Source organism: Bacillus sp. FG16 (assembly GCF_057809515.1).
In genome coordinates this window covers 90,974-104,353 of sequence record NZ_JBMDKC010000004.1, presented here as the reverse complement: position 1 = coordinate 104,353, position 13,380 = coordinate 90,974, and the positions used below count along the sequence as shown (strand labels likewise).

The window sequence follows — 13,380 nt, the reverse complement described above, 5'->3', positions numbered from 1 at the left end:
AAATCAAAATGATTCCAGAATGTTGGGAACCCCTAAAGGGTTTCCCAACACTCTGAGAAGCCTAAAAAGGCTTCTCTTTTTTATTTTTTTATAATTGCTTTTTCGTTTTGTAAAAATAGTTCATCAAATTGCTTTGCAAGCTCAAAATCTAGTTTCGTTAAACCTTTTGCATTCCAAGATGACAAAGTAATAATAACTGCTTTATACTGGATAAGGATAAATGGATGGTGATTATGTTCTTCTGATAGTTTGGCGGCTACAGAGACAAATTCGACTCCTTTTAAGTAGTCGGAAAACATATATTTTCGTTCAATCCATTTCTCATCTTTTACCATCCATTTATCTACCTTCAATAATTCCTCGTGAACTTCTTCTTCAGTTAATCGTAGCATCATTTTTCACAGCCTTTACTGGAAGTAACGCAAGACCATTGTTAATAAGGCGTGTTACAGCTTCGTCAGTTGTGAAAGTAGAAAGTTGATGTAGTAATGCTGCCGATGTTTCATGCCCTTTGTTATGCTCTAAAAGTAACTCTAATACTTCAAGGCGCAGCAACCATTCTTTCGCATAAAATTTATTTAATACTTCTTGAATTGCTACTAATTGATCGATATGCGCGTCGTGTAAAATCCCCTCATTTCGAATATCTCGAACTGTTTGATACATACGTTCAAGTTCATTCAGTACAAGTGGAGCAGGAATTTCTTGAACTTCTTCATCCATTGGGAAAAATGCTGCGGCATCTGCGGCACCTGGGAATACTGAAGTGATTTGTGAGCCAACAGCCATATCAAATGCGCCCCATGAAGCATCAAATAAAACGCGGGCGTTATAAGTAACTGTGCAATCGATAAAGGAAATAAGAGCAATTTTCTTATCGTTTTTTACAATATCTGTTACTGTTCCTTTTACATGAATACCACTTGCAAAAGTAAGCGCAGCGATATTTCCAATTGTAATTCCTAATGATTGTAGTTGTTCGTCTGTACAATTTTCTAATGCAATATTTTCAGTGAGTAATCCAATCGGTGTTCCAAATCCGTCACTGTGTACAGAAGTAGAATGATTCGCTAGCTGTTTATTATGAAGCGCTAATGCCGTTGGCGAATTTGTGCGCATGTAAATTAATTCACCTGTATCGTTTTCAATTGTCTCGCTAAATGTACCTGTAATTTGTAATCCACTATTTAGCTCAGCAGTTGCATAGTTCTCAGAGCGAATTGCTTTTTCTAAACCTTCTTTTCCACCTGTTTTAAAGGCCATTGTTTTAGAAAATGTTTCAAGCGCATCTGTTAATTCTTCAAAGGATTCACAAACAAATAGTTGTGGTTGCATTTTTGTTACGTCATAAGTTGTCCCTGTACATGCTTCGATAGAAAATGGAACCTTTTCTACAGCGTCTGTTAAGCAATGTTTGCTTTCGCCAACAGAAGAAAGGAGACCAGCACCATATATCTTTGGATCATCTATATTTCCGATCAATCCATATTCTACTGTCCACCAGAAAAGACGTGAAATTTGTTCAGCTTCTGATAAACCAGAAACTAAGTTTTGTTTTTCAATTACAGCATTTTCAGCAGCCTTAACTTCATCAGGAGTAGAAGTAGGGCTTTCTTTTACTATCGTTAATGTACGAACAGCTTCAAATGCATCATGTTCTTCTTTTGTAGAGAAAGCTTTTGCACCAATTTGCCCAAAACGTTTCACATATTTTGCATATGTAGAATCAAGTAAAATCGGTGCGTGTCCTGCGGCTTCGTGTACGATATCTGGAGCTGGTGTGTACTCGATATTTTCTACTTTCCGAATATCTGTTGCAATCGGTAGTAATCCATGTCCTTGAAAATCGAAGAATGCTACGCCGGGAATAAGTCCGTCAATCGTTACAGCGCCCCAGCCACTTGGAGCCAAACACTCATTCATTTCTTCTACTTTTGGAATTGCATCTATATTAATACCAGATGATTGTAGTCCGTTCACATAGGCTGGATGAGCAACGTCTTTTAAGAAACTATGATTTTGTCTCATAATATAACGCCACACAGCGTGATTCACCGGTGTGTATTGATCATAATGTTGTGTGGATACGAATGGTTTTAAATGCGATGGAATTTCTGTTTTCTTTGTCATTAAGACATCCTCCTTTTTTTCAATAAAATTGAATATCGATTTCGTATAGCTTGTATCACCTCCTTTCATTTTTGTAAGCGCTTATAAAATTTTATCATAAGATTCGGAATTATTTAACATCTGTTTCTGTGAGAAATAGAAAAAGCCCCTATCGGAAAATCCGATAGGGGCGAAAGAATCGCGGTACCACCCTATTTGTAAGTGAAAATATACTTACATCTCAATTAATGATAACGGAAAAATTCCGTCTTTTCCTTCATGCATAAAAGCACTACGAAAAAGAAGCTCCAGAATTGTAATTCATACTTATATATGTGCTAATTTCCACCGACCATTAGCTCTCTGTAACAGGGATATAAGATACTACTGCGATTCTTTCAACGCGTATATATGAAATTGTATAAGGGGATGGACGCAAAAAAGTCCCTATCGGAAAATCCGATAGGGACGATAAAAATCGCGGTACCACCCTATTTGTAAACAAGTAATTGTTTACCACTCACTTTACGATAACGGAAAGATCCGTCTTTCTCTTCATGCATAAAAAGCATTACGGGAAAGAAGCTCCAGAATTGTAATTCACGCTTGTATATGTACTGATTCGCACCAACCATCAGTTCTCTGAGACAGTGATATAAGTCGCTACTAGTATTCCTTCAAAGCCGATATATAATTCGTTCAACTAAACTATGTTTTGTATTATAAAACTATATTAAAAAAATTGTCAACAAAAATTTTTTATCCCGTGTTAATGAGCAGTAAAATTCTTACCTAAAAATTCGGTGGGAGTAAAGAAGTGAGATGGAGACTAACTGCCCGTAACCCCCGATTGGTGAAGGCTAATAATCAGTGGGGATGAACAAAATCTCCACTGATTAAAGTTTCACTTTATTTCACTTCTAAATTAACATTTAAATTAGAGGTATTGCCAGCTGCATCAGTTGCTACAATGTGAATAGTATTTTTTCCTTCTTGTAATTGAGTACGATCGAAATAAATGTCATAGCTTTTCTCCCAAGGGTTCAGGAATGCCTGGTCCCATACACCATTTCCGTTAATTTCATATTGCATTCTCACTGGAATCCCAGGTGCTATCCAACCAGATTCTGACATCCAATCCAGTAGAATATCATCAACTTTTCCTCTAATTACGAGATTTTCTTGGTCAACTTCGTATGTTAACTTAGGTGCAGTTCGATCAAGAAATACAGCAGCTGTTTGTTTTGTTTCTCCGCCAGAATTAGAAGCAACTGCTTCGATTTGATATAGCCCGTCAGCTAAAGGAGTGCCATCTGCTTTTGTACCATTCCATTTGAAAGGTTTGTATCCAGGAGTTGCATTTTTAGCTTGATGGATAATCCCTTGATACGTTACACGTTCTTTCGAAACTAAATTTGCATGCAATGTTACATCATCCACAGGCGCAACTAAATAGTAGTTGATGAGATTATCATCTAGTACGTGGTCGCCATTTGGGCTAAAAGTAGAATTAATAATTTCAAGTCCATCGATACGTTTATAATCTTTAGGATCGATACTAAATGTGAATGGAATTCGAATTTCTTCTTTTGCCCCTTGTTCTTTTACATATACATTTCCAGTATACACACCTTGTGGTAGTGAGCTATCCACAGTGATAGTAAATGGTTTTTCGGTACTACTATTCGGTTGTATGCTAATCGATGAAGGGACAGAAGCTCTTACTTTTGTTTTTGTGTTTGCATCTAGTAATTCCACACGAGTTGAAAAACTTTTCTTTTTACTAGAAAGGTTTTGTAATGTAACATTTTGCGTCAGTTTTACTTTTCCGCTATTTGGCTTAATAAGACCAAAGCTGACATTGTTAGGTTTTACTAATACATTTGTTTGAGCTGCTTTCGGAATGTTAATTAAACCAGATCCTTGTGCCATAACAGGGTATGTATTTTCATTGACATCATGTAATGTTTTTGCATTGTTAGCAAGAGCCGCTTTCAATTGTTCTGTCGTCCAATCAGGATGCATTTGACGCAAGAGGGCAACCGCTCCAGCTACTTGCGGAGCAGCCATACTTGTTCCGTTATGCGATTCATAGCCGCCTCGCGGTACTGTACTAGTAATTTGTACTCCAGGTGCAACAACATCAGGCTTTATTAGCCAACTTCCTTGTGATGGTCCTCTTGAACTAAAGTTACCGATAAGTTCTGTTTGCTTTGGTTGTCCAATTTTTATATTTTTCTTTCGTTTTGCAATTAAAGTTTTTAATTCTTCCCCATTTGTATTTGATAATTGCATTACTGGGACAGCAAGATTTTCACGTGAAAAATATTCCGGCATCATATTAATTTCTTTTTCGCTAGAGATTAATAATACACCAAGTGCCCCAGCTTGCTTCGCTTGTTCTGCTTTTACTAATGTACTAGAAGTACCTTGTAAAATAAGTACGAATTTCCCTTTCACATCTTGTTTTGCATAATCACTTGGATTGCCATAACCAACGTATACAAGAGGGGAATCATTCCCTATTGGGAAATCGGATTTTGATAACGGTAATCCTTGATATGTTTTGCTGGAACCAGCTACTTGGAATGTTGGAAACGGGATAGAAACCGTAGATGCTCCAACAGAAATGACACTACTTGCGTTACCGGGAGCATCAACAGACCAAGGTTTTGGTCCGTCATTTCCATTTGAAACGACAGCAGTAACACCAAGTTTCGCTGCTCGTTCTAACGTTAATGTTACAGGCTGATCAGGTACATTTAAATCCTGCCCAAGGGAGAGGTTTAACACATCCGCACCATCTTGAATGGCTCGCTCAATCCCTTGGATAATATCATCTGTTGTACCAGTTCCACCGTCATTCATTACACGATAGGCTAGAATAGAAGCGTTTGGAGCAACGCCTTTAATTTTTCCGTTACCCGCAATAATTCCAGCTACATGAGTACCATGTACGTTACCATCCATTGGATCGTTATCTTCATCAACCGTGTCATAACCACCGATATAATTTGCCTTTAAGTCAGGGTGTGTATAGTCTACGCCAGAGTCGATAATGGCTACTTTCATGCCTTTTCCATCAAGCGGTTTGCCAGATGGATCTTTTAAATTCCACGCTTCAGGTGCACCAATTGTCGGTCCACCGATATTTGGTGCTTCTTCGTTAGTAGTACTTTTTGATGTTTCATGCAATTTATATGTTAAGTTCGGATAGACTGCTTTTACTTCAGGTAAAGAGGCAAGAGAGGTAATTTGATCTCCAGGAACTGAAATAGAGAATCCGGAAAATAACGTATTATACACTTCTTTAATTTTTGCACCAGGTGCTTTTTCTTTTATTTTCTTAGTCGTATCTTCTTGTGCTTTTTTTAGCTCAGCATGATAAGACTGCGCATTACTATTTTGTAAATCTGGAGCATGCTGAATATTACTTTGAGCAGCGAGAGGTGCATGTTGCAATTCTACAATTACTGATATTTCTTTTGTTGTTTTCGTTTCAATATTTTGAGCAATTTTATGTTCTCCCCACTGTTCAATCGTTGTTTTTAATTGTGGACTAAATTGCTTCTCCTTTTGTAGTGATTCAGCATGAGCGCTTAAAGCTCCAAAACTAGAAAAGACAAGCGCCATGCTTAATAGTGTAGATGTAGTTTTTTTCATTGATACTCCCCCTAATAAAAAGTGCTAATATTCAGAAATAAAATCTTGCATTTTAGTTGGAAATTATAAATATAAATGTTGGCTAAACTATACTTTCGACATAATTCATACCAATCCTCTATGGATTGAAAATTTCTTGGGGAATTTTTTCTGATTATGTCGAATCGATATTTTTCACATATTGTAGGGAGAAAGTGAGGAATGCTATGAGGGAAATGGAGTGATGGTATGAAGAGGCTAATAGTAAGTGGTAGTGTAGTGTTGTTTATGTTTTTATGTTCTATCACTATCACGAGCGCAGAAAATAATAATGTGAAAGTTGCTTTTATTCGTCATCATAATCTTTGGATAAAAGTTGATGGAAAAGAAATACAAATTACAAAAGGAGAGTACATAACAGGGCCGAAGTGGTCATATGATGGAGAGTGGCTGGCATATGTAAAAGGAAAGAAACAAAGTATGCTTGAGTTATATCGGCTGAAAGACGGAAAGAAAGTTACGCCGTTTCACTCAGAAGCATCGAATTATCAATGGTCACCAACAGAAAATATAATTGCATTTATATTTACAGGTACATTAAATACATTTGATGTAGAAAAAAAGAATGCAGATTTTGAAAATGTATCGGCTGGTGTAGGGGATTATGCATGGTACCCCGATGGAAAGAACTTTCTTGTATCCTCAGAAGCGCACTTACTTCCAACAGGATGGACAGGGGCTCAGCTATATGAAGTGCAAAAAGATGCACATATGAATCCTCACAAAATGAAGCATTTGTATGCATTGCCAAATGAACATGATGATTTTCTAGCGCTAGTAGCAAGTGGCTTTAAGTGGTCACCAGATCAAAAGTGGATTTCATTTTTAGCGGTACCGACAGCTTCATGGTCAGCTGATAGTAATACGCTTTGCTTAGTTCGAGCAGACGGCAGTCGGTTTGAAATAGTAGATCAAATGCTATTAAATACAGAATGGTTCAAATGGGCGCCATCCAAAAATATATTGGCTTATATTGAAGGAAGCGGGAGAGTTGCATTAGAGAATAAACATTTAAAAATAAAAGAACTGCCAGCACTCCAGCAGCAAACATTTACGCCGAAAGGATATGTGGATTGGGATTTTACATGGAAGAACGATAATGTAATTATCGTTTCACGAGCAAAAGAGGGAGGGTTTGAAACTCTGCCAGAAAAAAGGCCATTCCCATCTTTATATGAGATAAATAGCACAAGCGATAAACAATATCAAATTACAAAGTCATCTAATAAGCAAGGCGATTATCATCCAATTTTCATGAAGAAGAGCAATCAATTAATATGGATACGTTCAGATCGTAAGAAAGCTGATATATGGATAGCTCATAGTGATGGAAAACATGAAAAGAAGTGGATTGAAAATGTAGATGTACCAGAGTGGTATTATGAGAAATGGAATTGGGAAAATGTTATCTCGGTGAAATAACAGTAAAAAACTGCCTAAAATATCGTTTTAGGCAGTTTTTTACTGTTATTTATGTGTTTTATTTGGCTTTTTTTTCGCTGGATTTCCGTTCCCTTGGCGCTTTCTATTTTGTTCATCTTTTGCTTGTTTTTCATGTAAAGTATCTAAAAAGTCATTTGAGTTACTCATTTTTATATCTCTCCTTTTTTCATTGTGTCCTAGTTACTATAACCATTTAGGAGGATAATCATGAGATGAAAATTAAGCGCTTAGCTTTCGTCGGTAGTATACGTAAAATAGTCCATACGTAATGAATAACATAAGTAAAACTTGTACCTCTACATTTTTTTTTAAAATAGTTGCGACAGGGTCTGGTAAGTAAGGTGATGTATTGCTCGTTCCTACACCTAACCATTTGTTTAAGAGGTTAATGATACAAAACATGAAAACACCAGACCAGCTTGCAATAATGGCCTTCTGTTTAATTTTTGTTTCACGTTCATCATCTGTAATCCAGGGATTAGTAGTTTTATCACTACTAAAGAAGCCGTTTATATATCCCCATATAATCATTCCAATTAAGATGATTATCCATTTCATATTTGTGATTCCCCTCTCCCTTGTAAAAAGTATTTTACATAAATGATTGTAATGTTTTCCAATTGCGTATGTCAAATATTTTTTACATATAGGTTTTTCATATAGCAGGAATAAAGTATGAGATAGGGAAGAAATATGTAAGAGGATTTCATAATGAGAGGAGGAAGGGGATGAAAATTGTCTTTGTTCGGCACGGGGAAGGGGAACATACAAGGGATTTGCCATCAAGTTTACAAGTGCTTCATCCGCCATTGACGGATGAAGGAAGGAATCAGGCTAATTTAATTCAATGCGATGTACCATTGCAGGAAACGGACATATTAATTGTTAGTCCTACACTTAGAACTTTACAAACGGCGACAATATGGAGTGCGAAAGTAGCTTGTCAAAAAATCGTCCATCCATATGTATCTCCGCGTATTTTTCCTTATCGAGAAGAAGCGAGAACATTACCGTGCGATTATATAGTAGAGCAGGGAATGATAACAAAGTTATTTCCGCATTTTTCGATAGAGAAAAGCTCAAATAATCAGTTATGGAAGGAAGGTATAAACACTATTTCAGAGAATAGTTTTCAGCAAATAGTAGATGAATTTCTTCTTTGGTGTTATGAACTGGGTGCGGAAAGAATTTGCATTGTATCTCACGATGGAACAATTACAGCATATAGGCAATATTTACAGAAAGTCGTTTTAACTAGATCAGATTTTTTGAAAGAAACAGGTATATATGAAATGGATTTATCCCATAAAAGTCTGATTGATAAGGGCTGATTATAGGATGGAGGTTGTTTGTTGAATATTGCATTAGTAGTTGGTTTTAATTCGGATTTAGAGGCGCAATCAATACGAGCATCTCTTGAGTATTTTGGTGCAAGAGTTGTGACATATTGGATTGGTAGACCGAAAGATTTTGTGGAAGTTCTTTCTGGAAAGAACTTATTTAACGATATTAGTTATATTATTTTTTGCTTTCATGGTGAAGAAGGGAAGTTTGTCATGGAAGAGTTAAGCGAAGAAGTATATGAACAAGATGAACCGAGAGGGTATTTTGGTACAGCAGAAATTTATAAATATGCAAAATTGCATAATACACATATTGTAAATAGCGGGTGCACATTAGGGGAGCAAAATCTTGCAAAATCTTTTTTACATAGTGGTGCGAAATCATATATTGGATCGATTGATTATGTAGATGGAAATGCAGCACTTATGTTTACTATACGCTTATTTTATGGGGTTATTAACCATGGGAAAACGTTAGAAGAAGCGTTTCAAGAAGCGAGTTTAATTGATGAGGAGACACATACATTTCGATTCTATAATTAGTGTGAAACACGTTTATTCTATATTCGAATAAACGTGTTTCACATTTAACTCACAATTTTTTTACATTTTTTTCAATGAAAATGATTATCACCTGTGGTATGATATGTTCAAGTTTTTACAGGTAATAAAAGTTACTATATAAACGTTAGTTTTTAATGTTTCATACACATGTCATGAATTATTCATAAATAACGTTTGAAAAATAAGTAACTAATGTTATTATATTAACTGTAACTAACTTAATTACAACTTTAGGAGGAAGATATGGTTATTCAATTTTTAAGAGAAAACAAAGCAGTTTCTTTTGTATTAGCAGTAATTCGAGTATATCTTGGTTACACATGGTTAATGGCTGGAATCGGTAAACTACAAGGAAAAGGATTCGATGCAACAGGTTATTTGCAAGGCGCAATTGAAAAATCTAAAGGCGCACAACCGGCTGTTCAATCTTGGTGGGCATCATTCTTACAAGAATTTGCAATTCCAAATGTAGATTTGTTTAATACACTTGTAACATGGGGAGAAATTTTAGTCGGAATTGGTTTAATTGTAGGCTGTTTAACAAAAACAGCGGTCTTTTTTGGTCTTGTAATGAACTTTTCCTATATGTTTAGTGGGTCAATTGGTGTGAACCCTGAGATGGTTATCTTATCTATGTTTGTTCTTGTTGCCGGTATGAACGCTGGGAAATTTGGAATGGATGGCTTCGTTATCCCGAAAGTATTAGGATCAAAAACGCCAAAACGCCAAAACGCCAAAAGCAAGCTGCTTAATATATGAAAACGGGTATCTCAAAATGAGATACCCGTTTATGTTATTTTTCAACTTTAATCGGATTGTTCTTAAAGAAGTCTTGTACATACCCGACAAATTCTCGTGGTTCTTGGCGAAATGGTGCATGATATCCTTTTTCAATAATATGTAAAGTGCTATTTTTTAAGAATTGATGATACGTTTCTCCTTCTTTCCAAGAAACGCTACTATCATTTCTGCCCCATATAATTAAAGTTGGCTGTTTCATTTCATTTGCATTAATTTTAAGACGTCTAGGCCATAGTTTCATTTTGTTATAATGCTCTTCATCGTTACGTTTGAATTTCACTTTGCTCTCATCATAATCAGTAATAGAAGAAACGGCATTTAAATCAGTCGGCAATTGTGGTTTTGGTGAGCCTTGTTTATTAACAAATGTATGAGGGCCACCTGTAGCATCAGTTAAAATAAGGTGAGTAACTGCTTCAGGATATAAATATGTTAAATTTAGAGAAATTTCTCCCCCCATGGAATGCCCCAGTATTGCGAATGAATCATACCCTAGTTTTTTCATTAATTTATAATACAAATTTGCATGAGTTGGAAAAGAATAATAAAAATCCATTGGCTTAGATGAGCGCCCGAATCCTAAAGCATCTACAGAAATAATTGTATGATCTTTTGCTAAATCGGAGTAAATCTTTTGAAAACCATCTGATGATCCTCCAAAGCCATGAATCATAAGTAAAGGTGGTTTTTCATTACCAATCTTTTTAAAGTAAATGGTTTGACCATCTATTTCTACCATTTTTTCCTCGGTAGCTAGTTTCGCTGTAATTGTATTTTTAACTTGCTTTACTTGTTCTACTGGCTTTTCTGCTGCACTACATCCTACTAATAGTGTAAGAGTAAGACAACCTACCATAACATAGCTAAATCGCTTCAATTAGGTGTCTCCTTTCTAACATAACGCTGTATCTATCATAGCAAATAGCATATTACGATTTCCAGGAAGTTGGCTACCATTTTTTATCATAAGAGGTGAAAGGAGCGTTTCTTGGAAATTTTCTGTTTGAAGAAATTTACGAAATGTAAATTGTGAGTGTGGGACATCAATTCGTACTATACCATTCCAACATTCACATATCTTTTTTAATAATTGAATAGCATCTTCTTCTTGCTTGGCGATAAGTGGATTGATACATAATATATTGCCCTTTTGTATGCATAATGAAAAAGCTTCTATACGGTTATTTCTTTCAATTTTAAAAGAGTGTATGGCCCTTGGTAATAGCAAAGAGTAAAGTAGAGAACGATTCACACCAGTTGCAATTTGATCGAGAGAAGTAAGAGATATAAGGTCTTCTTCTCGTACTTGTTGCAAGTGAGAAGGGTACGTCTTAATAGTTTGCTTTTCAAAACGATGAATCGTTGTTGCTGTTTGAAATCCACATGATATGTATAGAGGTTCGCCAGCTTTTGTCGCAATAAGTGCAATTGGTTGTTTTGGATGAATTTGTTCCAAGCAATGATTTAGCAACATGCGCCCTATTCCTCGTCCTTGAAAATTAGGGTGAACGATTAACATACCAATGGAAGCGAAGTTACTCGTAAAGGGAAATACTCCTCCAGTCGCAATGAGTTTGTTTTCATGAATATAACCTACAAGTGTGCCGATAGAAAGATACATTTCGAATTGTTTTTTCATAAAAATTTCATCGTGTAACCATCCAACAGATTTGCAAAGATTAAGTAATTCAAAAATAAAAGACTCATTTAGCTTTACTATTTTCATAAAGGCTCACCGCATTTCTATTTAATTTCATAAAAATAGAGTCAAAATGTAAAAAAAGAGATTTACGTTAAATGAAATCCAACTTGTTTATATTTAAATTGTAAAGGGCGGGATGGTTGATACGAAAAGACAAAGTTATACAAATTATAACTGATATTTACATAAGTTAACAAAAAATTTACATACAGCTAATTTTCTCTTAATAGTCTTCCATTAAATTTGATAGTGGGAAATGAATAACCTAATTAGGGGGACAAGACAGTGAAAAAGTTTGTGAAAAAAGCATGGCCATTTGCAGTTGTGGCATCATTAGCAGTTACTTCGGTAGCAACATGGAATTTTACTCGTTCTAGTGAGGTTAATGCAGATGAGAACGGAAGCAATGCAAAGATTAAAAATGTTATCGTATTAATTGGGGATGGTATGGGCCCTTCATATATGACGGCTCACCGTTATATGAAAGATAATCCAAAAACCTTTGAAATGGAATCTACAGAATTTGATAAGCATCTTGTAGGAACACAAAAAACATATCCAGAAGATGAACATGAAAATATTACAGACTCTGCATCGGCAGCAACAGCTATGTCAGCAGGGATTAAAACATATAATGCTGCAATTGCAGTTGATAATGATAAAGCGGAAGTGAAAACAGTTCTTGAGCAAGCGAAAGAAAAAGGGAAATCAACGGGACTCGTTGCAACTTCTGAAATTACACATGCAACACCAGCTGCTTTCGGTGCGCATGACATTAGCCGTAAAAATATGGACGCAATTGCCAATGATTATTTTGATGAGAAAATTAAAGGGAAGCATAAAGTAGATGTTATGCTTGGCGGCGGCGTAAAGAACTTTGTTAGAAAAGATCGTAATCTTACAGAAGAGTTTAAGAAATCTGGTTATAGCTATGTAACGGATCGAGATCAATTGTTAAATGATAAAAATGATCAAATTCTTGGTTTATTTGCACCAGGTGGATTAGATAAAATGATTGACCGTAATGAGAAAACACCTTCATTAGAAGAAATGACTAATGCAGCAATTGAGCGTTTGAACAAAAATAAAAATGGTTTCTTCTTAATGGTGGAAGGAAGTCAAATCGACTGGGCTGGACATGATAATGATATTGTTGGTGCAATGAGTGAAATGGAAGACTTCGAAAAAGCTTTCAAAGCAGCGATTGAGTTTGCGAAAAAAGATAAAAATACGTTAGTTGTTGCAACGGCAGACCACGCTACAGGTGGATTATCTTTAGGTGCAAATGGTGAGTATAACTTTAAAGTAGATCCAATTAAAGCTGCAAAACGCACACCAGACTTTATGGCAAATGAGATTGCAAAAGGTGCAAATGTAGAAGAAACATTGAAAAAGTATATTGATTTACAATTAACTCCAGAAGAAATTCAAGCTGTAAATGATATAGCTCCGTCAAAAGATGTAACAAAGATTGATAATGCAATTGAAGATATTTTCAATAAGCGCTCGGTTACAGGCTGGACAACTGGTGGACATACGGGGGAAGATGTGAATGTGTATGCATTTGGTCCAGGTAAATACTTATTCTCAGGCGTTCAAGAGAATACAAATATAGCGAAACGTGTCTTTGATATTGTTGGCGGCGGCGATCCGAATAAAGGAAGACGTTAATTAAGAGTGAAAGTGAGGCAAATGCCTCACTTTTCTTTTTAGGAG

Annotated in this window: 12 protein-coding genes and 2 other annotated features; of the genes, 5 read left to right on the top strand and 7 right to left on the bottom strand. The window is 35.8% G+C overall.

Annotation, left to right across the window (positions count from 1 at the left end; all coding sequences use genetic code 11):
• Positions 1 to 80 precede the first annotated feature (80 nt).
• The 3 genes from ACODS7_RS03235 to ACODS7_RS03225 form a co-directional block, all read right to left on the bottom strand.
• Positions 81 to 395, bottom strand: a complete 315-nt coding sequence (locus ACODS7_RS03235) for a 4a-hydroxytetrahydrobiopterin dehydratase (RefSeq protein WP_029443339.1) — start codon at positions 393 to 395, stop codon at positions 81 to 83.
• A complete protein-coding gene (locus ACODS7_RS03230; protein ID WP_243168188.1) occupies positions 376 to 2,130 on the bottom strand; it encodes an aromatic amino acid hydroxylase in 1,755 nt (584 codons plus the stop codon). Before ACODS7_RS03230 ends, ACODS7_RS03235 begins: the two co-directional genes overlap by 20 nt.
• Before the next feature lie 162 nt (positions 2,131 to 2,292).
• Positions 2,293 to 2,520: a binding site (T-box leader), on the bottom strand.
• 50 nt (positions 2,521 to 2,570) lie between these two features.
• Positions 2,571 to 2,799: a binding site (T-box leader), on the bottom strand.
• A 219-nt stretch (positions 2,800 to 3,018) separates the two neighbouring features.
• Complete coding sequence (locus ACODS7_RS03225) at positions 3,019 to 5,772, bottom strand: S8 family peptidase (protein ID WP_098138155.1); 2,754 nt, start codon at positions 5,770 to 5,772, stop codon at positions 3,019 to 3,021.
• A 228-nt stretch (positions 5,773 to 6,000) separates the two neighbouring features.
• Between ACODS7_RS03225 and ACODS7_RS03220 the strand changes: the two genes are divergently transcribed.
• The gene (locus tag ACODS7_RS03220; protein WP_098138153.1) at positions 6,001 to 7,233 is read left to right on the top strand and encodes a TolB family protein; all 1,233 of its coding nucleotides are present in this window, start codon (positions 6,001 to 6,003) and stop codon (positions 7,231 to 7,233) included.
• A gap of 45 nt (positions 7,234 to 7,278) precedes the next feature.
• Here ACODS7_RS03220 and ACODS7_RS03215 read toward each other — a convergent pair whose 3' ends face one another.
• Together ACODS7_RS03215 and ACODS7_RS03210 are read right to left on the bottom strand one after the other, a co-directional pair.
• On the bottom strand, positions 7,279 to 7,401 hold the full coding sequence (locus ACODS7_RS03215; protein WP_000071861.1) for a DUF4023 domain-containing protein: 123 nt from the start codon (positions 7,399 to 7,401) through the stop codon (positions 7,279 to 7,281).
• A gap of 72 nt (positions 7,402 to 7,473) precedes the next feature.
• On the bottom strand, positions 7,474 to 7,812 hold the full coding sequence (locus ACODS7_RS03210) for a phosphoglycerate mutase (RefSeq protein ID WP_243168189.1): 339 nt from the start codon (positions 7,810 to 7,812) through the stop codon (positions 7,474 to 7,476).
• A gap of 170 nt (positions 7,813 to 7,982) precedes the next feature.
• Between ACODS7_RS03210 and ACODS7_RS03205 the strand changes: the two genes are divergently transcribed.
• The 3 genes from ACODS7_RS03205 to ACODS7_RS03195 all read left to right on the top strand — a co-directional run bounded on the left by ACODS7_RS03205 (position 7,983) and on the right by ACODS7_RS03195 (position 9,920).
• A complete protein-coding gene (locus ACODS7_RS03205; protein WP_016080234.1) occupies positions 7,983 to 8,585 on the top strand; it encodes a histidine phosphatase family protein in 603 nt (200 codons plus the stop codon).
• An 18-nt stretch (positions 8,586 to 8,603) separates the two neighbouring features.
• Entirely contained in the window at positions 8,604 to 9,140 is a 537-nt protein-coding gene (locus ACODS7_RS03200) for a delta-aminolevulinic acid dehydratase (RefSeq protein ID WP_043936220.1), read from the top strand.
• A gap of 264 nt (positions 9,141 to 9,404) precedes the next feature.
• On the top strand, positions 9,405 to 9,920 hold the full coding sequence (locus ACODS7_RS03195) for a DoxX family protein (RefSeq protein ID WP_243168190.1): 516 nt from the start codon (positions 9,405 to 9,407) through the stop codon (positions 9,918 to 9,920).
• 34 nt (positions 9,921 to 9,954) lie between these two features.
• On the opposite strand, the gene ACODS7_RS03190 is transcribed toward ACODS7_RS03195, so the two are convergent.
• Positions 9,955 to 10,839: an alpha/beta fold hydrolase gene (locus ACODS7_RS03190; protein ID WP_016080237.1), complete on the bottom strand. Its 885-nt coding sequence runs from the start codon at positions 10,837 to 10,839 to the stop codon at positions 9,955 to 9,957.
• A gap of 15 nt (positions 10,840 to 10,854) precedes the next feature.
• Entirely contained in the window at positions 10,855 to 11,688 is an 834-nt protein-coding gene (locus tag ACODS7_RS03185; protein ID WP_016080238.1) for a GNAT family N-acetyltransferase, read from the bottom strand.
• Positions 11,689 to 11,949: 261 nt separating this feature from the next.
• Between ACODS7_RS03185 and ACODS7_RS03180 the strand changes: the two genes are divergently transcribed.
• Positions 11,950 to 13,335, top strand: coding sequence for an alkaline phosphatase (locus ACODS7_RS03180; RefSeq protein ID WP_000714912.1), 1,386 nt, complete (start codon positions 11,950 to 11,952; stop codon positions 13,333 to 13,335).
• The last annotated feature ends 45 nt before the right edge of the window (positions 13,336 to 13,380 follow it).

Coding starts and splice junctions, on each gene's coding strand:
- ACODS7_RS03215 (WP_000071861.1), bottom strand. CDS start 7,401: ATGAGTAACTCAAATGACTTTTTAGATACTTTACATGAAAAACAAGCA.
- ACODS7_RS03220 (WP_098138153.1), top strand. CDS start 6,001: ATGAAGAGGCTAATAGTAAGTGGTAGTGTAGTGTTGTTTATGTTTTTA.
- ACODS7_RS03185 (WP_016080238.1), bottom strand. CDS start 11,688: ATGAAAATAGTAAAGCTAAATGAGTCTTTTATTTTTGAATTACTTAAT.
- ACODS7_RS03205 (WP_016080234.1), top strand. CDS start 7,983: ATGAAAATTGTCTTTGTTCGGCACGGGGAAGGGGAACATACAAGGGAT.
- ACODS7_RS03195 (WP_243168190.1), top strand. CDS start 9,405: ATGGTTATTCAATTTTTAAGAGAAAACAAAGCAGTTTCTTTTGTATTA.
- ACODS7_RS03225 (WP_098138155.1), bottom strand. CDS start 5,772: ATGAAAAAAACTACATCTACACTATTAAGCATGGCGCTTGTCTTTTCT.
- ACODS7_RS03210 (WP_243168189.1), bottom strand. CDS start 7,812: ATGAAATGGATAATCATCTTAATTGGAATGATTATATGGGGATATATA.
- ACODS7_RS03235 (WP_029443339.1), bottom strand. CDS start 395: ATGATGCTACGATTAACTGAAGAAGAAGTTCACGAGGAATTATTGAAG.
- ACODS7_RS03230 (WP_243168188.1), bottom strand. CDS start 2,130: ATGACAAAGAAAACAGAAATTCCATCGCATTTAAAACCATTCGTATCC.